This window comes from Rhodococcus sp. 05-2255-3B1 (assembly GCF_002258545.1).
Classification (GTDB): domain Bacteria; phylum Actinomycetota; class Actinomycetes; order Mycobacteriales; family Mycobacteriaceae; genus Rhodococcoides.
Genome location: NZ_NOZC01000027.1, coordinates 150,119 through 174,680 on the forward strand (window position 1 = coordinate 150,119; position 24,562 = coordinate 174,680).

Genomic DNA, 24,562 nt, shown 5'->3' on the forward strand with positions numbered 1-24,562 from the left:
GTGAGTCGGAATTTTGCTTCGGACCCGGCCTGGATGCGAAGGCCGTTGCCGATCTGCCTCCCTCGCAAGGCGGGCGATACCGCGGGACCACTCCTCGCGACACTGACGCAACCAAACGGCGCACCTGATGGGTCGCCGTCGCGGCAAGATCAAGCGGGATGCGCTCGGCCGCTTCGCTTCTACGGGAGGCGGAGCGGCTGCGGGCGCAGCAGCCGGGGCTGCAGTCGGCGCGGCACTCGGCAGCAAGACGGCGCGTTCGCGGTTGGTCGCCGGCTCAGTGAAGTCCGAGAGCTTCGTCGGAACATCGAAAGACGGATTCACCGGAGCCAAGGTGGGCGCTCGGTATAACATACCGGGTGGTCGACAGGTAGTCGTAAAGGCGATCGCGGGCGTTTCGCCCAAACCCAAGACGGCCGCGAAGAAGAAGCCCCGTGCCAAGGCTGCCAACAAGACGACCGCTGGCACGCCCGTACGTACGCGTTGACACGGGCCGATGTGGGCAGTTGCACCAGTTGGTGGCATCAGCCCGCCGTGCCGACGCTCAGGCATCAGGGACAGGCCACCCAGCGCATCCGACGGAATAAGCACCTGCAACGCCGATGCCGACCAAGAACCGTCAGAACCGGAGCCACGGCCGGAACTGATGAGAGGTGGCCCGCGACGGTCTCGCCCGTTCGTCGCGGGTCATCTCGACCTCTCGTTGACTTCAATTCTCGGCCGGAGTTGGTCGACCGTGCGGCGTTCGTGGCTCTCCGTTCAATTCAGGCGGTTTTGGTTTGGCGAATCGAGAAAATTACCCAAAGTTGTTGCAGCACTGACGATATTGTTGCACCAGTGCTTGCGGGTTAGCGCGCACTAGGCGTATAGTTGGCGCTGCCTTGGTTGGTGCATTGCCAGTAGCCGGGGCATGGCGAATGGCGCGGCTAAGTGTTAGACCGAGAGAATGCCAGGCGTGGAGCGAGTATTCACCACCGACTCCGACCTGGTCCGCGACTAGCTGAGCTTCGGCTCAAGGACTTGAACCGTCCTGAATACATCGGTAATCAAAGGTTCATGCCCAGCTTGTCCGCGCCACAAAGAGGATCCCCAGATGAGTGCCATTCCCTCGGTTCACGCGGTGCGATCACCGCGAACCAATCAACCACCGTTCGACCCTTCGACGTTGTCGCCGATGCCCACGATCAAGGGCCTCGACGCTGCCGTCGACTTTGTCCGAGCACCCGCCCCAGATGGGCTCGGCGTTCCGGCCGTCACCCGCACGCGGTTGCGGGCCGCATCCGAGCACCGTGAAGTGGAGGTGTTCCTCATCTCGGGTGCCTACTACTTCTCAGAGCGCGGCTTGTTCAACTGGCTGATGAGCCTGCGTCTGGGCGGTGACGCAGCATGAATGTACTAGGCGACCCGCACGAGTTTGTCGACCGCGTACTCGACGGCTGGCGAGACATCGCGCCGTTGGGGGAGCAGAACGAGACCGCGATGAGGGCGGACGAGGTGACGACCAAAGGTGAGGGCATCGTGTCATCCCCCGGGGTGCGGTCCCACCCAGCGACTTCTCGTTCGCTGGACCAGTGGATCGAAACACCGACGACGATGCCGGACATCAAGGCGCTGTTGCACAGCGGCCTGGACTTTCTGCATTCCAACCTTCCCAATCGGAAAGCGCAGCCGTACAACAGTTGCGGTTACAACTTGAAGGAGTTGTACCTCAACAGCGGGGCTGATCGGGTTGCTCGTCAGGCTCGGCTCGACCGTGAAGAAGCTCTGTACCGTCTCGCTTTGGAAGCGGCAACCACCGGTCCCACGGGTCTGCGAACAGTGGTGTTGCACGATCCGTCTGCGATGTTCTACGTGCCGAAGGTGCGAGTGTTGGGCGGGCGGGTCTTCCGCGATGCACGTGTGAGCGATGACGACCTGCGATGGATGCCGGGCGGCGGCGAAATAGTCGGTAACCCGACGTTGACCGAGTACCCGGTCCCGTACGGATGGTCGGCCAGGCGGGTGGCGCGGTTCATGTTTCAGTCCGCGTTGCCGCGTACGTGCCAGTTCTCCGACGTTCTCGTCGACGACAGCTACCAATGCCGGGCGGAGTGGGGACAGGCCGATATCGCGCTGATCGTAACGTGTAAGGCGCGAACGCACGTCGCTCCGATCTGCTTCGGATGCTGGGGAAAGCTGATGGACGAGACCCAGCCAGGTGCGCTCGACTTCACCTTCGCGGACGGCTCGGATCACGCAGCCGGTTACCCATCCGACCGTAATCGCTGAGATCGAGACGGCCACCTGACGGACTTGTCAGGTGGCCGCATTCCCCGAATCTTCTACGCCGAGACGCAACCTCGACGTGGCCACTGAAAGGCCCATGGGCGTGAGTAATACTACTTCCGAAACGACTGCGCGGCAACGCCAAAAACGGTTGCAGCACAATCGATTATCTCCTGGTGAATTCATGGATGCCGCCAGAACGCTGGTCGAGCGGGGATGGCATCCTGTCCCGATTGGTGGTCCGACCGGCAAGGCTCCGCTTCTACGCGGAGTGACCGGTTACAACGGCATCGACATCGACGACGTCGACGAACTGGTCGCGGGCGCAGCGCGTTGGGCGAGCCGGTCACCGGGCCTGAACATCGCCTCGCGTGCACCGATCGGTGTGATCGGGATCGATGCCGACTTCTACGGCCAGAAGAACGGCCGCAGAACACTGGCCGACGCCGAACAACGATGGGGTTCGCTTCCCCCGACGTGGATCACTACGGCGCGCACGGACGGGTCCGGGATCCGGTGGTACCGAATAGCAGCGTCGGCGAACCTCGAGGACGGCTGGCAATCGGCCAGTGTGTTGGGGGCGGGGGTGGAGATCGTGCAGCGGCACCACCGGGTCGGGGCGATGCCCCCGAGCATTCACCACACCGGTGAGCAGTACATCGTGGTCGGGCCGGACGGCGAACCGTGTTCTGCTCTCCCACGACCGGAATGCCTGCCCGAGTTGCCTCGACAGTGGGTGCACGGTCTGCGCCGCAACGCGCCGGACCGGCACAAGCGTGCTACTCGGCGTGCGGGACAGGCTCTGCTGGAACAGTTCTCGGACGGTGAGCTGACCGGTCAAGTGTTGGTTCTGTTCACCAGTTGCGTGGACGCGTTCGGTCATGATGGAGGTCGATATGACGCGATGAATTCGCACGTGATCCGCCTGGTGAGGGAAGGTGCATGCGGTGCGCCCGGCGTGCCGACCGCGCTACGGATACTCCGCGAGGAATACGTGCGAGCGGTGTCGTCGGCGCGTGGAGGCGAAGCGGCTGCGCATCGCGAGTTCGCAGTGGCCGAGGCCGACGCGGCACAGATTGTGGCCGGTGACGGCACAGCCGGGCCAGAGGCGTGGGCTGCGTTGCAGCCGGGCGGTTTGTGGCATCCGGCGACGCCGTTCCCCGGGCGCAACCGGGCGCATCTGCGGGTGCTCGGTGTGCTCGACGATGCCGGCGAGATCGCCGACGCGGGCGTTGCGCGGTCGTCGTGGGAGCCGGTGGATGTAGCGGCGGCGCTGAGCGGTGGAGGTCCGCCGCCTCCGGTGTTGCTGCGCCGAGACGACGGCGCGTATCTGTTCTACGCGGGCAAGGTTCATTCGGTTCATGGCGAGAGTGAATCGGGTAAGTCGTGGTTGGTGCAATGCGCTGCGGCGCAGGTTCTTCAAGCCGAGGGCGCTGTGCTGTACGTCGACTTCGAGGACGACGTTGATGGGGTCGCGGGCCGGTTGTTGCTGCTGGGCGTCGCCAAGGAGGTTCTGACCGATGTGCAGCGGTTCGTGTACGTGCGGCCGGAAGAATCGTTCGGAGCGAGCGCCGCGCTGGATGCCTTCCAACGGACGTTGTCTCGTCGGTTTGCACTGGCAGTGGTCGATGGCGTCACTGACAGCATGGGCACGTTCGGTTACTCGGTGACCAGCAACGACGATGTCGCCGCCTGGCAACGCGAAGTGCCCCGGCAGATATCCCGCAAGACCGGCGCGGCTGTGGTCTGCGTGGACCATGTCAGCCGCGACACCGAAGGTCGTGGCCGGTTCGCGCTGGGTGGGCAACACAAGCTCGCCGGACTGGACGGGGCGGCGTTCGTGGTGGAGATGGAGCAACCGTTCGGGGTGGGGATGGCGGGCACAGCGAGCGTTCGCGTCGGCAAAGATCGGCCCGGCCACATTCGCAATCTGGGTGGTGCGTGGCGCAAGAACGACCGCACCCAGCGGGTAGCCGACTTCCACCTGGACAGCACCGACCCGTCGGCTCCGGTGTGGTCGTTGGCGGCACCGACCGATGCAGGACGCGCCACCGATGTGATTGCGGGCCGCGCTCGCACTACGGGTGATCCCGCCGAGTTCCGGCCGACGTGGTTCATGGAGCAGATCAGCCGGTACTGGGAGACCACCGACGATGTTGCGTTGCGGTCGACCACGAAGACCGTCGAGGCGATGTGCGAGGAACGGAAGTCCGCCGGGAAAGAGCCCAAACGTGCGATGTGGAGACGAGCCGTGGACCTTCTGGTAACCGAGGGCTTTGCCCGCTGGGACGAAGGCCCACGCGGAACGCACCTGCATTCGGTAGTGACCGACTACCGCCAAGCCGACGATCCGCAGTCAGACAACTACGTGCCCGCTGCTGCCGATACCGCAACTGGTTCTGGTTCGGGTTTCCGATTGAAGGTGAACGGCACCACTATGAACGAGCCGTCGAGACCGGCGAAAGTGGGCGTCGGAACCACCGAAACGCCCCGTGCACCATGACCAGGCCCACCCGGCCAGCACCAGGCCGTGCACCCGGCCAGCCTGGTGGCCAGCACCCGGCCACGCACCAGGCCAAGGCCCGCCCCCCCGAAGGGGCGGCCTGGACGGTGCGGCCTGGTAGCGGTGGCTGTGGCGCGGTGAAGAAATTACGAAAGGTCCGGCCGGGTCAACAAGCGCACCCGCTGTCACAACCGTCCGGCGTCAGAACGCCAGGCTCGACGAACAGTTTTCAAACCAACACGAACGGAGAAGCGAATGACTGATCTCGACAAGCTGGACAAGGTGACGCGCGGCGTCACCGAAGCATGGGACTTCTGGCTGAGCCAGCATGAGGTAACCGCACCCGCCGCAGTGGAGAGCGGAGTCGAGGCTGCTTTCGGCGAATGGCTGACCAAGAACACCGCCACGCTGATCGCCGCGATTGCGGAGCGGGTCGCACAGAACGTCAACTCGAGCGCGGGAGAGCAGCCATGACAACGAAGAGCGAGCGGACAGCGGGCCTGGTTCCGGTGGTGACGTGCATTGCGCATCGGTCGAACGGACAGCCCTGTGCGAACAGACCCATGAAGGGGCAGAACGTCTGTAAAAACCATGGAGGGGCCGCGCCAGCGGCTCGTCAAAAGGCAGCCGAACGCATACTCATGGCGCAGGACCTCGCAGCGGCGAAGCTGATCGAGCTGATGAACGACCCCACCGTGCCGCCGAATGTTCAACGGTCGGCAGCGGCGGATCTGCTCGATCGCGGCGGTAACGTCGCTGCGCACGTGTTGGCGATACCCGGCATCGGCAACGACGCCCCATGGCTGCGGATTGTGGAGTCGGTCATCGCAGGCGGTAGTCGCGCTGAGAGCCGTGCAGCCCGCGGATTCGCCGGCGACGACCCGCTCGTGCTGGAAGCCGAGGTGGTCGACGGCGACGGAGTAGGCGCAGCGGGGATGCTCGACGGCGTTGGAAGCGGTACTGCTGCGCCGGTGCCTAACAGTGCAGCACCGCAACCGCATTCGCCGGTGGCTGCTGGCAATGCTGGCAGCACAACGGGGGCGGGCGGCGGTACTGGCACGCCTGCGCCGCGTCAACGGCGTACAGACGATCTGAGCGGCACTCCCATTGTGAGCCTTGCCGACGCGCACCCCGGCAGCGATGAGCCCCGGCGGAACCCGCACAAGAAGAATCGTGCGATCTCGCCGAAGCTGAAGCGTGAGCGTTTCTGAAGAACCTGAATAGTCAAGTGTCGCAACATAACTGAATTGTGAGCTGCGTCACCACGGCGTAAGTTGGGCGTTAGGCGCTTTCGGACGTTAACGCCTTAACTACGCAGGGAGACAACATGACCGAGTTCAACGGAGGGTGCGTTCCAACCGGCCGCGAGATATGGACAGCGTTCGTCGGGAAGCCGGGCGAGGGATGCAGCGAGGAGATAGACGTGCACGTCCCACGCGGCAGCAGCGATGCCCACATTCGCGCTGATGTGCAGGCCATCCTCGACGCCGACTACGTGCCCGGCCTCGTCATCGTCGGCATCACCGAGTTCACCGGAGCCGCCATCTACACGGCAGGAGCGTAGTGATGAACGAGCGACTGCACATGCTCGGATATGTAAGGGTCTCGACTGAGGAACAAGCTGACAGCCGCCTCGGCTTGGAGGCACAAGAGGCCGCACTCGTCGCCGAAGCGGACCGGCGAGGGTGGGACCTCACGATCCTGCGCGATGAGGGGCTGAGTGGCAGTCAAGTGAACCCCGGTCTGCGGGATGCATTGGAGCAGTTAGCCGCTGGCCTCGCTGACGGGCTGGTCGTGACCAAGCTCGACCGGATGAGTCGGTCGCTATTGCACGCGGTGGAAATCATGGAGCGCGCCCGCAGGCAGCAGTGGGCGCTGATAATGCTCGACGTGCAGGTGGACACCACCACAGCCAGTGGTGAGGCCATGGCCAACATGCTGGCCACGTTCGCTCAGTTCGAGCGGCGGCTGATCGGTGAGCGGACCAAGGCAGCACTCGCAGCGAAGAAGGCGCAAGGCGTTGCGCTCGGTCGGCCGCGTCAGATGCCCACGGCCGTAGCGCGGCGGATCGTCGAGATGCGTTCCACCGGCCAGACCTACGGCGCTATCGCGCGGACGCTCACCGACGAGCAGGTGCTGAGCCCAGCGGGTCGCCCGGTGTGGCACGAGAGCACCGTGCGTCGGTTCTGCCAGTCGGTGGAGCTGGCCAAGGCGGACGCCTGATGTCGAGGGTAAATCCGCACGACGGCTACCGCGAACGACGCGAGGCCGAACGCCGAGACGCCGAAGAACTGTTCTGGCGGGAGACCGGCGCGGACTACGCCGCACTGCAAGCAACTTCAGATAGCAACGGGCCGAACGCAATCGCGGTCCCACCGATCACTTTCACCGACGACGAACTCAAGGACTTCTGATGGCTTACATCCGCGCTCACGAGACAACTCAGCGCCGCAACGGCAAGGCGGTGAAACGTTATGAGGTGGTGTTCACCGAGCCCGTCCGTGACGAGATGGGTTTGCCGGTGCCGACAGACCCAACGAAGCCCACCGGCCGGAAGAAGACCCGCGCCCGGCAGGAGTCGTTCGCCACCCGCGAGGACGCGGAAGCGCGCCGCGACGAACTGAACGCAGCCAAGCATCACGTTAGTGCGCAGACGCCAAGCGAACAACGCCGCCTCGGCGACCAGTCGTTGACGGTGTTCGCGCACAGATACTTCGAGTCGTTGCAGGGAACTGTGAAGCCGCGCTACGCCAAGGAGGTGCAGGCGGTCTATCGGCGTTACGTCGAACCCGAGCTCGGACACAAAGCGGTAGCCGCAGTCTCAGCTGCGGACCTGCGCAGGTTCCGGGGTGCGCTGCTCAGCCCCCGTCCGAAGCGCAGCTACGACACTCGCAGTGCCGACCCCACACGGCCCGACGCGATGGTCACGTTGGCGCGGACGACTATCAAACCGGCGTGGGAGTGCTTGCAACGGATTCTGGACCTTGCGGTGGTCGACGGAGCCATCCCCAGCAACCCAATGGCGAGCGTGAAGCTGCCCCGCAACAACGGCACGGCCAACGCTGCGCCGGACGAAGAACCCTTCTCGGCGCATCCGCTGACCGCGCACCAGATCGGCGCGGTAGCCGAGCACATCCGCACTGAACTCCGCCGGCCGATTGACGCCCTGGCGGTGACGTTCGCGGCTTTCACCGGCTTGCGTGCGGGCGAGCTGCAGGGCCTCAACGTGCGGGATTTGGCGTTGCCGCCGATGACCGGGCAGAACGGAAGCGTGCGAGTGGCCCGCACTCGTCGCCCAGTAGGTGGTAGCTGGGAGACCGGCACACCCAAATCCAGGAAGTCGCGCCGCACCGTGCCGGTGGACGGGTGGCTGGCCGACGACCTGCGGACCTATCTGCGGGAACTGCACCCGCACGGCGACGAGCTAACCGCGGACTACGACCCCGATGCGCCACTGTTTCCAGGGCGGCACACCCGCGCCAGCGCGGTGGCCGCAGGCATCGACGTAAGCGACCCGGCTGCGATGTACCGGTGGGACGCGCCGCTGACGTGCGCCAATGTGTACCGGCGCTGCCTACAACCCGCCCTGGCCACATTCAAGTTGCCGCACAGCCGTTGGCATGATCTGCGCCACGCCTTCGCCGTGATGAGCCTGAGCGTGGGTGAGCACTACATGCAGGTGAGCAAGTGGCTCGGGCACGCGTCGTATGTAACAACCCTTACCGTCTACGCCGACTACATCGCCGAGAACGAAGGCGGAAAACAGGCTCCGCTGAGTCGCCCAGCCGTCCAGGCTCCGACGCAAGGGACGTCGAACGTTGTCCCACTCTTCGGCAAAAAATCAGGGTAGTCAGAAAAGCGTCTCTTCGGTGTGGGGCTCTTCGTCTTGGTCTTCGTCATCGTCGTCCGATAGGATGTCACCGAGCGAGACCGCAGTCGGTTCGCGTACCCAGTTGAATTTTTTTTCTTTTTCGAGCAAACCGGATACGACAAGCGCCAATTCGTCTCGGTGCGCCTCAATGGCTAGTTGATACTGCTCAGGTGTTAATTGAACACGAACTTTTCGGATGCCAGTTTGATTACTTACGTGCAGTCGAATTATGTGGTGTTCGGCGGTCGAGACATGGTCGAGCAGAGAAACCTCACCGACCAGTCGTGCCGTGCGGGGCTCTCGCGTCTCGGAAAAACGTTCAGCCACTTTGCTTAGTATTACCGATTCGGAAGCATTAAATTCAAACTCTCGGGCTGCGCCCGGACGTGCATCGCTTGCACGTTCTATCCGCAATTGGCCCACCCCTGAATTGCATAGATTCGACAAGGATGTTGCCATCTCGTGCGACAAGCCAAGATCAACCAAATCGTCAAACTGTTCGATTCGCGGTGTTGACCGATACGAATCGAGCGAGTCACGTACTGAACCCACGATCTCAGCGAGTTTATCTATGATGTCTGCACCGCTGCGGCTTTTAGATGCTAGAAGCTTTCCGCCTGCAGCCTCTTCTTCCGTCTTGCTGAAGAAGTAGCGACCACCGGCCGGGGTGTATGCAGTCACGACGAAACTGCCTACCTCCGTCTGGCCCATAAGAGTCTCGTCCAACAACCTTTTCGCAATATGTGGTGACGTATTGCCGAAGTAGCGTCGCGGCCCCTTGGAGGCCTTTGCCGCGGCTGTCAAAGCCATGCGCGCGGTCGCGTAGAGGCTTTCGCCAGTTCGCCAGTCGATGATGCCAGCCTCGACCGGAGTTTCCTTCGCCCACTTAGTGGTGTCTAGTAACGCCGCGGAACGTACGACCTCGGTAGCTAGAGCTTCGCTTGCCGCGTGACCATAACCGTGGGCCAATCGATTGCGCGCGCGCTTGAGCATCGCTTGGTAATCGCCCTTATTGGGATTCTCAGGAATGAGAAGTTCGTTCTCTCGATCACCATCGCGAGCCCACGCTGAGTATGTTCCAGGAGTACCGCCCACGCGCGTCCACCCCAGGTGGAGCAACAGGCTCTGAACAAAACGATGATCGAGAGCATCCGCCTGCCCATTAGCTGGCTTTGTCATGGCTGCCCACCCTGGCCAATTCGCTCCATCATCGCACACAGGGTGTGATCGGTGAAGATGTTGGACGTGTGCGCCGTTACCGTCACCGAGGCCTTGTCGGGGTCACCGTCCGGTTGTCCTGAGAGATTAACCCAATATGACAAATGGTGAAATTTGAGAGAGTCCTCGGTTTCACGGAGCCATTCGTCTTGTAGCCTCGGAACATGCATTAATACAACGATTTTCGGCACTGAGGCATCCAGAGTCCGATAGTAATCATAACGATCCATACTCAGCGATGCGCTGACTTTGGTTCCGTCCGCGGAAACGCGACCGCCGGTTGACTTTAGCTGAACTTCTAGCCGTGCCGTGAAGTCATCTTTTCCCGTATGGCGCTCGGACTTGTGGGTGAGCGTCACGTCTATGCCCTCGTCAATTTCCGGGGACGACACACCAACGCCAGATGCCGCTGCGACCCCGCGAATGTATGCGAGCTGGAATTGCTCCATGTGGTCCGTGTAGCGCGAAGGCGATCCCCGCAGGGGAGCTCTTGGCGGCCCGAACACCTGTGCGGCGGTCGTCGTTTGGTTACCCACCCATGAATCATAGTCATCCCCCCGGGTTTGTCAGAGACCCGACTCTGTCACCGGGGTCCGACATGTGCGGCTCCCGCGGGTGCAGATCCCGGTCCGCCGCGCACCGGGCTGGTGCCGGGGTTGGGGATGCGATTGGGGTTGAGGCGGTGAGTCGCAACGTCCCTACCAGGCTGAACGTGGTGCCCTCGGCAGGATTCGAACCTGCGACCTACCCTTTAGGAGAGGGTTGCTCTATCCCCTGAGCTACGAAGGCTGGTGATCGTTCTGCTCACCAAAAGCACTTGTCCAGCAACGGCTTTCGATCCATCGAACAATCGGTTGCGGATGGGTTCGCTGCCTCCGGTGCTCAGCTGGCCCACATCGCGCTCGCTAGTCTAGCGGCCCACCGTGTCGATCGTGAAGCAGGTTGCCGCTGCTCGTCACCGTCCCGGTCAGCGACGCAATCAGGTTCATGGCAGTGCGGTGCTGGTGAGCGGTGTAATCGGCGATCGATTCGATGCCGACGAAGCACTGGATGTCACGGGCGAATGCGTCGAATGTCGTCGCGAGAATTCCCGCCGAGGCGAACACTCCCACGATGATGAGCTGGTCACGGCCACGTCGGCGCAGTTCGACCTCCAGATCGGTGGCGTAGAAGGCGCTGTAGCTGCGCTTCGCGATCGGAACGAAGTCCGGCTCGGTGATCGCGCCCTCCTCGGCGGACGGACCCAACCCCCACATCGGTCCCAGCAGTCCGCGCTGCTCGATGGCACTCGCTGTTCGCGGACCACTCGCCAAGATGGGTATTCCAAGGGCCCGGGCACGCGAGACCACCTTCGACACCTCCGCAGCAACCCGCGTACACACAGACTGGGCAAGCACGTTCAGGTAGTACGGCTGCATGTCGTGCACCAGAACCGCGACGCGTTCGGGCTGCACCTCCCACTCAGGACCGCCCACGCAGTCGCGCAGACTCTCGACGTCGTACTCTTCGACTTCGGCGCTGAATGTGGCCACGCCGGTCATCCTCGTACAAACGCGCGCGCATTTGCCAGACGTGCGCAGAATCGCCGGCCTATCGCTGTCTATTCCGCTCGCACCTGACGAACGCGCGCGCGTTTGCGGATCCCGAGGCCCCGCAGAGCACCTAATCCGCCGCGATGGCGTCCACGATGTTCAGTCGCGATGCGTGTAGGGCAGGTGGAGCCGAACCCAGCAGTGACAACCCGAGGGCGACGAGTCCGTACAGCAGCACCGACCAGCTCGCGGTGTAAGCGACCGGAATCCCGATGCTGGCTCCGAGGATCAGGGTGCTCAGGTATTGCAGCCCTGCGCCGATGATCAGGCCGAGGACACCACCGACGATGCCGACCGACAGCGCCTCGGCGAGCACCATTCGCGCCAGGGTTCCTCGGCCACCGCCCATGGCGCGCAGCACTCCCAGTTCGCGGCGACGTTCGAGTACCGACAATGTCAAGGTGTTGAGCAAGGCGACGGCAGCAACCAGCGCGACGATCCACTGCAGCGCGATCGCCAATGCGCCGGACTGTCGGATTGCAGCGCTGGTGCCCTCGAGTGCCGCAGCGCCGGTGTAGACGAAGGCTTCGGGCGGCAGTGTCGAACGCAACGAATCCTGTACGGCGGCAACGTCTCCGTCGACGCCGATCTCCAGGTAGGTGGCCCCGGGTCGGTCGTACCACCGTTGCATCGAATCCAGCGAGATCGCCATCGTGCCGCCGGCGGCGTTGATGTAGTCGACCAGATCCAACACCCGCACGGTCTGCACACCGGTCGGCGTCGGCAGATCGATGGAGTCGCCCACCGAGACACCCAACGTTCTGCCGAATCCCCGGGACAGCACCACCCCGTCACCGGCGAGCACCTGGGAACGCACGTCTTCGGTGAGCGAGGTGAGAGTCACCGCGTTGCTGCCGTCGGCGACGCCCTGGATGGAGACCGTCTCGCCGTCGATCGTGGCGTACGCCCACTGTCCCTCGACGATGCGAGACACACCGGGCGTCGACGCTACGGCGTCCTCCACCTCGGCGGGAACGATCGGGCCCGACGGTATGGCGTCGGGCGAGGTCATCGACACGTACAGGTCGGTATCGGCCAACGACGACAACGACTCGGCCGCCGAGTCGGTCATGTTGGTCAGCGAACCCGACACTCCCACACTGACTCCCACCGCGATCACGATCGTCATCACGGTTGCCCAGATGCGGCGAGGGGCGCGTTCGATGGTGGCGGTCGCGAGGCGACCGGCACCACCCCAGCGGCGCGGGACCGCTGCGGTGATCGACACGATCGGTCCGGTCGCGCCGACACACAGTGCGACGACGCCGAACATGAACAGTGCGCCGGCCCCGAGGGTCAACTGCCCGTCGACGTTGACTGCGAACAGGAAGGATCCGGCCACGGCGAGCACGCCGAACACCGTCGCAGCCAGGGTGAATCGCAGACCGGGGCCACCCGAGGTTTCCCCGCCGCCGACGGCGAGTGCTTCGATCGGCGAGATGCGATACACCTGCACGGCGGCGACTGCCGAGGCACCCGCGCAGGCCAGTACACAGGCCACGATCGCCACCGGAATCGCGAAGCCGGGCAAGACGTATTCGATCCGCGCATCGAAAGCCTGCGAGAGGAACGGCGGCAGACTCTCGATCGCGATGCGGCCCATCACGATTCCCAGCGGAACGCCGACGGCACCGCCGACGAGCCCGACCAGAACGGACTCGAACAACAGGTCGCGGACGATATCGCCGCGGCGGCCACCGACTGCCCGGAGCAGAGAGATGGTGGGTCGACGCTTCGCGATGGCCATGTTCATGACGTTGAAGACGAGGAACGCCGCGACGACGAACGCGATGAGCGAGACCATCAGTGTGGCATTGCGAGTCAGGCTCATCGCCTGGTTCGCGCGGTCGGCCCTGAAGTCGGGATTCATCACCGACACCCGGCCCGCCAGTGCGGCGTCGAGGTCGGTACGCACAGTGTCGCCGCTGCCGAGGACGAAGATCGAATCGAGTTGATCGGGGCGGTCGGTGAGCGTCTGAGCCGTCGGGATGAGCGCGACGGCGAACATGCCCCCGCCGATCCGCTGCGTCCCCGGGCCGTCGACCACGCCGACCACCGTCGTCGGAACATCGTCGATGGTGACGGTGTCGCCCTGCGTCAAACCTGTTGCGGCTCCGACCAATACCCCGGCCGGGTCGGTGAGCAACCCGGCCGCGTTTCCGACTGCGCCTTCGAGATCGGATTGCAGTGCCGTGATGGACGAGTCGACACCGAGAATCGTCAGGTCTCCGACGTCGGACCGAACGGTGCTGCGCAGCAGTGGGACTGCGGTCTCGACACCGGGGACCGCGCGAACTGCGTCGAGCTCGCTCTGATCGAAGCCCGAGTCGGTGACACCGACGACCTCGTAGTCGGCGTTACCTGCGATCGACACCGCGAGACGCTCGACGGATCCGGTCAAGGACCCGTACGTGCCGAGGACGGCGATGAGCAACCCGGCCGCGACGGCGACGACGCCGGCCGAGACCAACGAACGCACCCAGTGCATGCGGAGGTCGCGCAGGCTGATGACTCGAAATCTGCTGAGCGCGGTGCCTATCACCGATCGAGGCCGGCCGTGGGAGTGTCGGTCTCGACGCGACCGTCGATCATGCTGACGATGCGATCGGTGGACCGTGCCGCCTCGAGGTCGTGGGTCGCCATCACCACCGCTCGACGCCCGTCACTGGCGTGCGCCACCTCGGCAAGAATCTCCAGGACGTTGTGGGAGGTCTTCGAGTCGAGATTGCCGGTCGGTTCGTCGGCGATCAGCAGTGCCGGATCCATCATCAACGCCCGTGCGATCGCGATGCGCTGGATCTGACCGCCCGACAACTGCGCCGGACGGTGCTCGGATCGGTTGGAGAGTCCGACCATGTCGAGCAGACGCATCGCGTCGGACTTGGCCTTCTTGATCGGGGTGCCGTCGAGCAGCTTGGGAACGGCGACGTTCTCCCATGCGGACATGGTCGGCAGCAGGTTGAAGAATTGGAAGACGAACCCCACCTGGTGGCGTCGAAAATCGGATTGGGCATTGTCGTCGAGGGTGGTGACCTCGACGTCGTCGAACCGGATGGAACCCGACGTGGGCGTGTCGAGTGCGCCGAGCATGTGCAGCAGCGTCGACTTGCCGGCACCGGACGGCGCGACGAGCGAGACGAACTGGCCACCCTCGATCGTGAGATCGATACCGTCCAACGCGCGTACCGGTTGCTCGCCGGTGGGGTACTCCTTGACCACACCGGACAGCTCGAGCTTCAACTTCGTCATCCAACAATCCCCTGCTCCTCGAATACTTCCGACGCTACCTGCCGTCGGGTCGAGAAACCGGTCGGAGTTCTCAGATCACGCTGCGCCGCGCGAGGATTCGAGGCGTCGGGCCACCAGGGCGGCCTGCAGGTGTCGGATACCCGAGGGACGGGTCGGGTCGAACCCGGTGAGCTGGGCGATCCGTTTGAGGCGGTAATCGACGGTGTTGGTGTGCAAATGGAGCTGGCGTGCGGACCGCTGACGGTTCAGATCGTGGGAGATGTGGATCTCGAGGGTCTCGAGCAGCTCCGGTGACGAGTCGAGTGGCTCGAGGATCTGGGTCAGGTGGCGACGGCCGGGTCCCGGTCGCGTGAGCTGGTATTCGAGCACCAGGTCGTCCATGCGGTACAGCCCGGACGGACGGTGCAGCTGGTGCGCCAACGACAGCAGTTCGTGGACCTGATCGGCTGCGGTGGGGATGTCGGCGGTAGCGGCCTGCTCGGCGGTGACGGTGACGGGAACCTCGGCGGCGGTACCGATGCGGTGCACCAGGGCCTCGACCCACTCTTCGTCGTGAACACCCGGGATCAGCACGGTGCCGCCTTCGGTGCTCAGCAGAGACAGGGGAGTGCGACCGCAGATCGTGGCCAATTCGGCCTGGACGCGGCGCAGCTTTCGACGGGCGGCGACGGTCTTCTGGATGTTGGGGTCGTTCTCGTCGGGGTGCGGCGGCACCGAGATGGCGAGCACGAGGTAACTGTCGGCGAGCTCGATGCCGGACTGACGGGCCATCGACACCGCATTGTGGCCGCTGAGCAGCGAGGTCACCAGGGTGTGCGCTGCCGTGTGATGCTCACTGGCCACCGATTGGAGCTCCTCGACGTAGCTCTTGCTGGCCGCGATGGACACCTTCTCCGACAGCAGCACGAACATCCGCGCGGCCTCGATCAGTTGGGCGGCGTCGCCTTCACCTGCCCGCTTGGACACGAGATTCCAGCCGATCTGGATGCCCTCGTGGTAGACGCTGAGGACGGACTCGAGGGGCACACCCTCGCGCGCCCACTGACTGGCCTTGGCGCGGAGTTCGGCCAGGTCGGACTCCGCCGGAGCACGTCTTTCGTCGAGCATCTGCACGGCGATACTGATGCACTTGACGGTGAATTCGGTGACGTCGCCGTGAAGCTGTTCGCCCGGCAACGACCCGCAGGGGGTGTTGGCGGCGAAGTGCCCCACGAGGAGCCGAGCCACCGCGCGGAAGTCGCGAAGAGGAGCCGACGCAGGCTGACCCGCGACCATGATTCCGAGGCTAGTCGAGTTGTGAACGGTCACAGATCAACCCTTCGTGTTGGATTCTTCAGGTCTCGAGAAAGCAAACTCACTCACGCGTATCGACGCGCTTCCACGGCTCAATGTATGCAATCCCCGACGAAACCGCGGCATTTTCGTACTTCAAGTTTGTTTCTGGGCCTCTAACAGGATCGATCATAGGTTGTTATCAACGCGTGATCCACCATTTCGGCAAAACTCGTTGTGACCTATCTCGAGCGCGTGCCGTGGGCGCTTGCGACTTGCCCTAAACAATCGCCAAGCCGTCCCGACGGACGGGCCGCGCATCTACGTTGATCACCGTCGGAGTGGGTGTGCGGGCGGCGAAGGGGTGGGTATGCGCAGTGACATCGGGCAGTTCGCGGTTCTGCGAGAACTGCTGCCGAGCATCGAGGCGAATCTCGTTCGTCATCGCGCCGAAGCCGTGCAGTGGGAACCGGCCGACTTCGTTCGGGCCGAGATGTACTGGGGTTCGCGTCCCTCCAGCCTGACCGAGGCCGCCAAAGCGGCATTGGTGACCACTCTGCTTGTCGAGCAGAACATTCCGCTGTACCGGCGCGACACCGCCGCCTCCGAGATCGGGGCCTGGCCGTCGTGGCTCACCGTGTGGAGCGAAGAACGAACCAGGCATGCAGTGGCGGTCACCGACTACCTGGTCGCCACCCGCAGCGTCGATCCGATCGCCCTCGGTCGCGCCCGAGCGCAGTGCATGACGGTGGGTTTCGACGCCCCGATGAACGGAGCGCACCTGCTTCGGTCGCTCGCTCAGGTCGCCCTGGACGAGTCGGTCGCGAGCATGTGCCACCGCAACACCGCCGCACAATGCCACGATCCGGTGGCCGATCGCCTGCTCGGACGCATCGTCGCCGACCAGGACCTGCACGTCCGCTTCTTTTCCGACCTGGTCTCCGCAGCGCTCGAGGTTGCGCCGTCGCTCACCGTCACCGCGATCACCGAGGTCGTCATGAACTTCCAACTGCCGGGCAGCAACCTGCCGGGGTTCGCGCGCAGTGCGATGCTCATCTCGCGTGACGGAATCTACGATCTACGCCGCCACCTCGACGAGGTCCTGCGTCCCTTGCTGGCACAGTGGCGCATCTTCGAGCGCACCGACCTCGGTGCCGGAGCCCGCAGTCGCGACCAACTGGCCGACTATCTCGATCATCTCGACGCGCAGGACACCGCTGTCGAGCTCAGCCGCACGCGAAGCCGAGAGTACGCAAACGCATTGCGCGCCAGCTGACACCACATACCCCGGGGGGTCCGTGGGACCGGCGCCTCTTCGATTCGATTCGAATCGAAGAGGCGCTTCGGCGGGGTCCATCGACTAGCCTGAACTCCTATTCGTCATACGCCCGAGGCCCCGGTTCTCGCGCAACGACCGGAGGCCCGAAACGTGACAGGCTCTCGACCGATCATCGTCGGCATCGACGGATCCGCTGCAGCGGACAAGGCCGTGATCTGGGCGGCGCTCTGTGCTCACCGACGCGATCGGCGATTGCACATCGTGACGGCCGTGGACATGCCGGGTGTGGTCGACCTGAGCGAATTCGCCGGAGAAGCAACCGAATTCGTGGCCACGGCCAAATCCAGATTGGTGGCGGCGGAAACTCTGGCGGCACTGGTGGTCGACGATCCGGCGTTCGAGGTGACCTCCAGTGCCGTCGAGGGCGGTGTGATGGACGTTCTCATCGGGGTCTCGGCTCAGGCCGAGCTCCTGGTGATCGGGGCGAGCGAAACCGGTGCTGTCACACTCTCGTTGGCTGCTCACAGCGTCTCTCCTGTCGCGGTGGTGCGAGGCCGTGACATCGACGGTCGGCCGGTCGCCGAGGGGCCGGTCGTCGTCGGTACCGACGGATCGGAGGTCAACCAGGCTGCGGTCGAGTGGGCGTTCGTCGAAGCATCGGCCCGCGGAGCCGTGCTGATCGCGGTGCACGTGTGGTCGGATGTCGATCTGACCCAGTCGTTCGGCCGTGCACCCAAGGACTGGCAGGCCATCGCCGACGGTGAGGAGGCTCTGCTGGCGGAGAGCCTCGCCGGCTGGCAGGAGAGGTTCCCGGACGTCGAGGTGCAGCGCATCGTCGCTCAGGACCGTCCGGTGAGGATTCTGAGCGGACTGTCCGAAACCGGAGCCTTGATCGTGGTGGGCAATCGGGGGCGCGGCGGATTCGGCGGAATGCTGTTGGGCTCCACGAGTTTCGCGCTCGTCAACACCGCGGACTGCCCGGTGCTGGTCGTGCGGAAGTCGCTCACATAGCGACGGTCAGAAGAAAGCTGACGTCTTCGAGGGCCTCGACGCTGTGGCGGGCGTCGGGGATGACGAGAAGGTCGCCGGTCGAACCCTTCCAGGAGCGTTCACCGGAGATCAGTTCCAGCTTGCCGCTGAGCACCAGGACGGTCGACTCGCCGGAGAGGTCGTGTTCGGCCAGTTTGTTACCGGCGGCCAGCGCCACGACCGTCTGCCGTAGGTGGCGTCGGTGACCGCCGTAGACCGTCTGCGAACTGCGGCCACTCGACGCGCCGACTGCAAGCTTGAGCTGTTGGCGGGCAAGGGCGGTGAGTGACTTCTTGTCCATGATCGTCAGTATGACGCACCACTCGTAGTCGCGACGGGGGAATCCTGAACGCGCTCAGGAAGGTTGGGTAGGCTTTCCGTACTCGACCCAGCGGAATCGAGTGCCGTCGACCCGGCTGCTCTGCCAGTCGCCTGCCCTGGCGACCCAGCCGTCGGGAATCTCCGGAGCACTCGTATCGCCCACGACGTCGAGATCGACCTCGGTCACCTCCAGGTGGGTCGCGATATCCATTGCACTGCGATAGATTTCGCCGCCCCCGATGACCCACACCGGGTCGGAGTCGGCGAGCGCGATCGCGTCGGCGACGCTGTGTGCCACCTCCGCGCCCTCGGCCGACCACGATGCGTTGCGCGTGACTACGATGTTCCGACGCCCGGGCAGCGGCCGGAACTTCGCGGGAAGTGAATCCCAGGTCTTGCGGCCCATGACGACGGCATGACCGCCCGTCACGGCGCGAAAGTGTGCCAGGTCCTCGGGAATGTGCCAGGGGATACCGCCCCCGTCCCCGATGGTTCCTGTGGTGCTCTGCGCCCAGATCGAGCCGACGAACGGAGCACTCACACCGCTACCGGGGCCTTGATCGCCGGGTGGTGCCGGTAGCCCACGATCTCGATGTCCTCGTAGGTGTAGTCGAAGATCGAATCCCGTTGCGCCAGTTTCAGAGTGGGGTAGGGGTACGCCTCGCGCGAGAGCTGCTCGGTGACCTGATCGCGGTGGTTATCGTAGACGTGGCAATCGCCGCCGGTCCAGACGAACTCGCCGACCTCGAGACCGGTCTGCGCCGCCACCATGTGCGTGAGCAGCGCATAGCTCGCGATGTTGAACGGCACTCCGAGGAACATGTCCGCGCTGCGCTGATACAGCTGGCACGAGAGCTTGCCGTCGGCCACGTAGAACTGGAAGAACGCGTGGCACGGCGGCAGCGCCATTCGCGGGATCTCGCCGACGTTCCAGGCCGAGACGATCATGCGCCGCGAATCCGGGTCGGTCTTCAAGGTCTCGATGACCTGGCTGATCTGGTCGATGTGCTCGCCCGCCGGGGTGGGCCACGATCGCCACTGCACTCCGTAGACGGGGCCGAGCTCGCCGTCGGGAGCAGCCCACTCGTCCCAGATGCTCACACCGTGTTCCTGCAGCCACGTGGCGTTCGAATCCCCACGCAGGAACCACAGCAATTCGTAGACGATGGATTTGAGATGGACCTTCTTGGTGGTGATCAGCGGGAAGCCCGCGGCCAGGTCGAAGCGCATCTGATGCCCGAACACGCTGGTGGTGCCGGTTCCGGTTCGGTCGGATTTCGCCGTCCCGGTATCGAGGATGTGGCGCAGCAGATCTTCGTACGGAGTCGGAACCATCACGACGGTCATCGTAGCTGCATACTGGGTACATGCCGGAATTACCCGAGGTGGAAGCCCTTGCCGGCTTTCTGCGCGAGCATGCCGTCGGTGCGGTGATCGGTCGCATCGACATCGCTGCACTGAGCGTTCTCAAGACGTTCGATCCGCCGATCACCGAGCTGCAGGGCAAGGACGTCACCGATGCCGCCCGCTTCGGGAAGCATTTGGCACTTCGCGCCGGTGACCTCTGGCTGATCACCCATCTCTCTCGCGGGGGATGGTTGCGGTGGGTGGACAATCCCAGCGTCGCTCCGCCAAAGCCGGGCAAAGGACCCTTGGCGCTGCGGATCCATTTCTTCACCCCCGAGGGAGCGACGCCCGCCATCGATCTCACCGAGGCGGGTACCAAGAAGCGGCTGGCGGTGTGGGTGGTGCGCGACCCGCAACAGGTTGCGAGCATCGCCCGGCTCGGTCCGGACGCGCTGACGGTCACCGAGCTCGAATTCGCCGAGATCCTCGCAGGCACCACCGCGCGACTGAAGACCTCGTTGGTGGATCAGTCGCTGTTGGCAGGCATCGGCAATGCCTACTCGGACGAGATACTGCACGTGGCAAAGCTCTCGCCCTTCGCGTCGTCGAGCAAGCTCGATCCCGAATCCGTCGCGACGCTCTACGCGGCGATGCGATCGGTTCTGTCCGACGCGGTGACCCGCTCGGCCGGGCAGGATGCGGCGCGTCTGAAGGGGGAGAAGCGATCGGGGATGCGTGTACACGCCAGGACCGGACTTCCGTGCCCGGTGTGCGGCGACCCGGTACGTGAAGTCGCCTACGTCGATCGCTCTTTTCAGTACTGCGCGACGTGCCAGACGGCCGGCAAGATTCTTGCCGACCGTCGCATGTCGCGACTGCTCAAGTGACGGGTTCGAGCTTCTGGCTGTCGTAGCCCCGGTAGCCTTCCCATGCCTTGCGCCGGTCGCTCCGTGGGTCCTTCTGTACCCGGGTGCGGGTGTCGAAGATCAGTGTCCGACGCGAGTCCTCGTCGTACGCCGGCCACGTGTCCAACGGTTTTCCGTTGGTGGCGAACGCAATCCAGTTCGACTGCACCTGCTCGGTGACCTCGGCGAAGGCCTTTCGTCCACCCGTGAGTGTGAGCGCCTTGCCGAAGAGGGTCTCGTTGATGCCGAACACGGCGAACAACTCGAATCCGTGGGTGGCGTCGAGGCCGAGCACCTTCATCGATCGCGGAGCGAAATCGAAGCGATAGAAGTACGTGGGTGCGTGACGCGAATGTCCCTCGGCCACTTCGAGAGACGGCTTCCAGAAGGTGAAGTCGCCGCCGAAGTCGATGGCCGACCGCTCACTGGGGTAGCCGCGATAGCCTGCGGTGACCACGGCCTCGGCGTCGGGATCGGTGAGCGAGAACAGCTTGCCGATGCGTTCGGGGTTGGTGGGCAGTGCGTCGAGGAACTTCGGAAACAGTGTTCCCTCACGGGCATTGGTGCCGATGATCAGCGGGACGCGGTGCGCGGTGCCCTTCGCGTAGGCCTCCACCGGGCTGACCGGCAGGAAGTCGCCGTCGATCACGGGTCCGAACGGAAGCAGTCCGGGAGTGCGGTGCAGGGTGGTCAGGCCAAGCTTGGTGCCGGCCCGCCCGAGCCGTAATACCTCGGCGTTCTCCAGGGTCTCGGCCGCGTTCTCCGCGGTGCCGCCCAGGTAGCCCACGTACTCGCGTGCCCATTGATCGGCACGCTCCTTGGTGGCCGTCATGCCGGGAGCAGAGCTCTCGGAAATGGCCTGTGCGAAAAGGCCTTTCGCAGCGGGAACCGTCATGAGTGTGGTGACCGCATTGCCGCCCGCGGATTCGCCGAAGATGGTGACGTTGTTCGGATCGCCGCCGAAGTTCGCGATGTTGCGCTGCACCCATTCCAGCGCTGCGACCTGATCCCGCAGGCCCAGGTTGGAGTCGAACGGCCGCTCGGGAGTGGAGAACTGGGACATGTCCAGGTAGCCCAGTGCGCCGAGTCGGTAGTTGACCGAGACGTAGATGATGCCGTCGCCGTCCTTCAGCGAGCGGCGCACCAGCGAGCCGCCGCCGTACAGCGGGGTCGCCGAGGTGCCGAGCGTGTAGGCACCACCGTGGATGAACACCATGACCGGGCGCGGGTTCTTGCTCGGTGCGCTCGGGGCCAACACGTTGAGCGTCAGGCAGTCCTCGCTCGACGGCTGGTACTTGCCGACGGCGAGCATCGTGCCGCGCTTGTGCTGAATGGAGGCGTTGCCCCATTCGGTGGCGTCGCGCACGCCCGACCACGGTTGGGTCGGTTGCGGCGCTCGGAAACGAAGCGGTCCGACGGGCGGGGCGGCGTACGGGATGCCGCGCCAGGTGGTCAGGTCGCCCACCGGCTTGCCCTCGATGATGCCGTCGGAGGTGGTCACGCGTGTCGTCACAGCCATGTCGCGAGTGTACTGATCAGTTCTTACCCGCGGGTAAGAACGGATGGAGATCGGTACCGGGCAGACTCGAGGGCATGCTTTTCGAGTATCGCGCCGAGATCGTGCAGTTACTGCGCTCGCCCACACACGCCTACTTCGGTAGATCCAAGGACGGCCCGGCCGAGTCGGCGACGGACCTGCCGACCAGCGTCGAGATCGTGGCGCACAAAGGCATTCGTGGAGATCGGTTCTTCGGCGTGAAGGCACACACCGAGGCGGCGGTGAGCTTTCTGGCCGTCGAGGCCTGGGAGGCCGTCGGCGACGTACTCGGGGTCGATGTGCCCGATCCGTCCGTGGCCAGGCGAAACGTCGTCGTACGCGGGCTGGAGCTCGACCCGTTGCGAGGGCTGGAATTCGAGCTCGATTCCGGTGACGGCTGGATTCGGTTCCGTGGTGGCCGGCCGGCCCATCCGTGCGCGTGGATGGACCGGATGGTGGTGGACGGTGCACGTAAGGCGCTGATCGGTCGCGGCGGACTGCGTGTCGAGCCGCTGTCCGACGGCATCCTGCGGGTCGGGGAACTGCTGGTCCGCTCGCCCGTCGAACTCGATCCCTCTCGGGCCGAGCTCTCGATAAGGCGCGCTCAGCCGATCTGACCTGGCTCTCGGCGGACCTTCGTGGTTCCGTGCTGCCCAGGCTCTTGCTCACGAAGTAAATCTGTGCCCATAATGTGGGTATTGGTGTGATGGATCACATCGAGCCGCATGCGATGGCAGCGGTCACTCTCATTCAGCGGGAAGAATTGCCGATGTCCGATATGTGGATTGTGATCAACACCGTCGTCGCCGTCCTGGCGGTGGTGGTCTTCATCGTTCGTTTTCACTTCAACCCGGTGATCTCGCTGGTACTCGGGGCCGCGTACCTGGGACTGGCGACGAAGCTCGGAGTCGGCACCACCGTCGACACCATCACCGGCGGCTTCGGCGAGATCATGGCCGAGGTGGGCCTGCTCATCGCCTTCGGTGTGCTGATGGGTTCGGTACTGCAGGAGATGAACGCCATCCAGCGACTCGTCGGCACGTTGCTGCGAACCTTCGGACCCAAGCGGCTGCCGTACGCACTCTCGCTGACCATCGCGACCCTGCTGCAGTCCATCTTCCTCGACGTGCTGCTCGTGATCTCCGCTCCGCTCGCCCGCAACCTCGCTCCGAAGATCGGCAAGTACGGCACAGCGCGAATGGCCACGGCGCTGGCGATCGCGCTCGAATGCGGCATCGTGTTCATGGTGCCCGGTGTCGCGACGCTCGCACTGGCCGGACTGCTCGGCGTGCCGCTGGGCAAGATGATGATCTACGGACTCATCCTGATCGTTCCGGTCGTCGTGCTGTCGGTGGCCGTCATGTCGTTCGTCTTTCGGCACGGATGGTGGAACGAGGAGAAGGACGAGCAGCAGATCGTCGTGGTCCCAGAGCCTGTGGTCCCGGAGCCTGCCGATTCCGACGACGAGCCTCTCGAAACCGGAGGTGGCGTAGCCCAGAAGGTGCGCACCGAGAAGCAGACGTCACTGCTGGTGTTGCTCTCGCCGCTGCTGCTCGCGCTCGTCCTCATTGCCATCGGAGCCGTACTCGAAGTCGCCGAGATCTCGATTCCCGTCGTCGAGTTCATTGCCAGCCCGGTCATCGCGCTGCTCATCGGCTTGGTGGGAACGTGCCTCATCGGTCGCTACCACGTCGGACAGGCTCGGGTGGAGAAGGCTCTCGCCCGTGGCTTCGCCGAGAGCGGCCAGATACTGATCCTCACCGGCGTCGGCGGATCGCTCGCGGCCGTCATCAACGAGGCGGGTCTCGGCGACATCCTCGGCCAGTACTTCACGGCGAGCACCGCAGCGCCGCTCCTGATGGTGTGGGTCATCGCAGCCGCATTGCACATCGCCGTGGGATCGGTGACGATCTCCGCCATCACCTCGGCCGGCATTCTCGCCCCGGTCGCTCCGCTGATCGGTCTCGACCCGGTGTTCATCGCACTCGCCGCCGGTGCCGGATCGTTGTTCGCCGTCCACGTCACCAGCAACACCTTCTGGCTCCTGCAGTCCTTGATGGGCCAGTCGACCCGAGGCACACTCAAGACGTGCTCGGTGGGCGTCTCGGTGGCATCGGTCATCGCCATCGCGTTGATCGTGCCGATGAGCTGGATCCTGTGAGCCCAGATTCCATGAA

The 24,562-nt window shown here is 64.3% G+C and carries 25 protein-coding genes and 1 tRNA gene; 15 read left to right on the forward strand and 11 right to left on the reverse strand.

Annotated elements, in window-relative coordinates; genetic code table 11:
- Positions 1–127 precede the first annotated feature (127 nt).
- From CH249_RS15410 to CH249_RS15455, 10 genes are all read left to right on the forward strand, one after another.
- A complete protein-coding gene (locus tag CH249_RS15410) occupies positions 128–484 on the forward strand; it encodes a hypothetical protein (RefSeq protein ID WP_094683210.1) in 357 nt (118 codons plus the stop codon).
- A gap of 606 nt (positions 485–1,090) precedes the next feature.
- The gene (locus tag CH249_RS15415) at positions 1,091–1,387 is read left to right on the forward strand and encodes a hypothetical protein (RefSeq protein ID WP_143544493.1); all 297 of its coding nucleotides are present in this window, start codon (positions 1,091–1,093) and stop codon (positions 1,385–1,387) included.
- Positions 1,384–2,265: a hypothetical protein gene (locus CH249_RS15420; protein WP_094683212.1), complete on the forward strand. Its 882-nt coding sequence runs from the start codon at positions 1,384–1,386 to the stop codon at positions 2,263–2,265. Before CH249_RS15415 ends, CH249_RS15420 begins: the two co-directional genes overlap by 4 nt.
- A 181-nt stretch (positions 2,266–2,446) precedes the next feature.
- Complete coding sequence (locus tag CH249_RS15425; RefSeq protein ID WP_179273267.1) at positions 2,447–4,765, forward strand: bifunctional DNA primase/polymerase; 2,319 nt, start codon at positions 2,447–2,449, stop codon at positions 4,763–4,765.
- Between the two features lie 255 nt (positions 4,766–5,020).
- The gene (locus tag CH249_RS15430) at positions 5,021–5,239 is read left to right on the forward strand and encodes a hypothetical protein (RefSeq protein WP_094683214.1); all 219 of its coding nucleotides are present in this window, start codon (positions 5,021–5,023) and stop codon (positions 5,237–5,239) included.
- An 89-nt stretch (positions 5,240–5,328) separates the two neighbouring features.
- On the forward strand, positions 5,329–5,976 hold the full coding sequence (locus tag CH249_RS15435; RefSeq protein ID WP_179273268.1) for a hypothetical protein: 648 nt from the start codon (positions 5,329–5,331) through the stop codon (positions 5,974–5,976).
- A gap of 116 nt (positions 5,977–6,092) precedes the next feature.
- Positions 6,093–6,329: a hypothetical protein gene (locus tag CH249_RS15440; protein ID WP_094683215.1), complete on the forward strand. Its 237-nt coding sequence runs from the start codon at positions 6,093–6,095 to the stop codon at positions 6,327–6,329.
- 2 nt (positions 6,330–6,331) lie between these two features.
- Positions 6,332–6,988, forward strand: coding sequence for a recombinase family protein (locus CH249_RS15445; RefSeq protein WP_256988342.1), 657 nt, complete (start codon positions 6,332–6,334; stop codon positions 6,986–6,988).
- Positions 6,988–7,179 carry a hypothetical protein gene (locus tag CH249_RS15450; protein ID WP_094683216.1) on the forward strand — a complete coding sequence of 64 codons (192 nt, stop codon included), beginning with the start codon at positions 6,988–6,990 and terminating at the stop codon, positions 7,177–7,179. Before CH249_RS15445 ends, CH249_RS15450 begins: the two co-directional genes overlap by 1 nt.
- A complete protein-coding gene (locus tag CH249_RS15455) occupies positions 7,179–8,615 on the forward strand; it encodes a site-specific integrase (protein ID WP_094683217.1) in 1,437 nt (478 codons plus the stop codon). The genes CH249_RS15450 and CH249_RS15455 overlap by 1 nt, the downstream gene beginning before the upstream one ends.
- On the opposite strand, the gene CH249_RS27640 is transcribed toward CH249_RS15455, so the two are convergent.
- The 7 genes from CH249_RS27640 to CH249_RS15490 all read right to left on the reverse strand — a co-directional run bounded on the left by CH249_RS27640 (position 8,616) and on the right by CH249_RS15490 (position 15,970).
- Complete coding sequence (locus CH249_RS27640) at positions 8,616–9,815, reverse strand: hypothetical protein (protein WP_143544495.1); 1,200 nt, start codon at positions 9,813–9,815, stop codon at positions 8,616–8,618. It lies immediately after the preceding gene.
- A complete protein-coding gene (locus CH249_RS15465) occupies positions 9,812–10,303 on the reverse strand; it encodes a DUF4365 domain-containing protein (RefSeq protein WP_094683219.1) in 492 nt (163 codons plus the stop codon). Before CH249_RS15465 ends, CH249_RS27640 begins: the two co-directional genes overlap by 4 nt.
- 264 nt (positions 10,304–10,567) lie before the next feature.
- Positions 10,568–10,643, reverse strand: a tRNA-Arg gene (locus tag CH249_RS15470).
- A 116-nt stretch (positions 10,644–10,759) separates the two neighbouring features.
- Complete coding sequence (locus CH249_RS15475) at positions 10,760–11,386, reverse strand: isochorismatase family protein (protein WP_179273269.1); 627 nt, start codon at positions 11,384–11,386, stop codon at positions 10,760–10,762.
- A gap of 130 nt (positions 11,387–11,516) precedes the next feature.
- Complete coding sequence (locus tag CH249_RS15480; RefSeq protein ID WP_143544497.1) at positions 11,517–13,934, reverse strand: FtsX-like permease family protein; 2,418 nt, start codon at positions 13,932–13,934, stop codon at positions 11,517–11,519.
- Between the two features lie 50 nt (positions 13,935–13,984).
- On the reverse strand, positions 13,985–14,686 hold the full coding sequence (locus CH249_RS15485; protein WP_032396254.1) for an ABC transporter ATP-binding protein: 702 nt from the start codon (positions 14,684–14,686) through the stop codon (positions 13,985–13,987).
- Positions 14,687–14,770: 84 nt separating this feature from the next.
- The gene (locus CH249_RS15490; RefSeq protein ID WP_230596811.1) at positions 14,771–15,970 is read right to left on the reverse strand and encodes a CdaR family transcriptional regulator; all 1,200 of its coding nucleotides are present in this window, start codon (positions 15,968–15,970) and stop codon (positions 14,771–14,773) included.
- A gap of 367 nt (positions 15,971–16,337) precedes the next feature.
- Between CH249_RS15490 and CH249_RS15495 the strand changes: the two genes are divergently transcribed.
- Both CH249_RS15495 and CH249_RS15500 read left to right on the forward strand, forming a co-directional pair.
- Positions 16,338–17,243: an acyl-ACP desaturase gene (locus tag CH249_RS15495; protein ID WP_094683222.1), complete on the forward strand. Its 906-nt coding sequence runs from the start codon at positions 16,338–16,340 to the stop codon at positions 17,241–17,243.
- 153 nt (positions 17,244–17,396) lie between these two features.
- Complete coding sequence (locus CH249_RS15500; protein WP_094683223.1) at positions 17,397–18,257, forward strand: universal stress protein; 861 nt, start codon at positions 17,397–17,399, stop codon at positions 18,255–18,257.
- On the opposite strand, the gene CH249_RS15505 is transcribed toward CH249_RS15500, so the two are convergent.
- From CH249_RS15505 to CH249_RS15515, 3 genes are read right to left on the reverse strand one after another with little or no spacing between them, the layout of a single operon-like run.
- Entirely contained in the window at positions 18,250–18,576 is a 327-nt protein-coding gene (locus CH249_RS15505; protein WP_032395790.1) for a cupin domain-containing protein, read from the reverse strand. The two genes, CH249_RS15500 and CH249_RS15505, sit on opposite strands and share 8 nt — an antisense overlap.
- Positions 18,577–18,630: 54 nt before the next feature.
- Positions 18,631–19,137 carry a dihydrofolate reductase gene (locus CH249_RS15510; protein WP_094645663.1) on the reverse strand — a complete coding sequence of 169 codons (507 nt, stop codon included), beginning with the start codon at positions 19,135–19,137 and terminating at the stop codon, positions 18,631–18,633.
- Positions 19,134–19,934 (reverse strand): thymidylate synthase, encoded by an 801-nt coding sequence (locus CH249_RS15515; RefSeq protein WP_094683328.1) that lies wholly within the window; start codon positions 19,932–19,934, stop codon positions 19,134–19,136. Before CH249_RS15515 ends, CH249_RS15510 begins: the two co-directional genes overlap by 4 nt.
- A gap of 29 nt (positions 19,935–19,963) precedes the next feature.
- On the opposite strand from CH249_RS15515, the gene CH249_RS15520 reads away from it, so the two are divergent.
- On the forward strand, positions 19,964–20,830 hold the full coding sequence (locus CH249_RS15520; RefSeq protein ID WP_094631198.1) for a DNA-formamidopyrimidine glycosylase family protein: 867 nt from the start codon (positions 19,964–19,966) through the stop codon (positions 20,828–20,830).
- Here CH249_RS15520 and CH249_RS15525 read toward each other — a convergent pair.
- Positions 20,823–22,367 carry a carboxylesterase/lipase family protein gene (locus CH249_RS15525; RefSeq protein ID WP_045196507.1) on the reverse strand — a complete coding sequence of 515 codons (1,545 nt, stop codon included), beginning with the start codon at positions 22,365–22,367 and terminating at the stop codon, positions 20,823–20,825. The two genes, CH249_RS15520 and CH249_RS15525, sit on opposite strands and share 8 nt — an antisense overlap.
- Positions 22,368–22,441: 74 nt before the next feature.
- On the opposite strand from CH249_RS15525, the gene CH249_RS15530 reads away from it, so the two are divergent.
- Complete coding sequence (locus CH249_RS15530) at positions 22,442–23,002, forward strand: molybdenum cofactor biosysynthesis protein (RefSeq protein ID WP_032395786.1); 561 nt, start codon at positions 22,442–22,444, stop codon at positions 23,000–23,002.
- Between the two features lie 152 nt (positions 23,003–23,154).
- Entirely contained in the window at positions 23,155–24,546 is a 1,392-nt protein-coding gene (locus tag CH249_RS15535) for a GntP family permease (protein WP_094645821.1), read from the forward strand.
- The last annotated feature ends 16 nt before the right edge of the window (positions 24,547–24,562 follow it).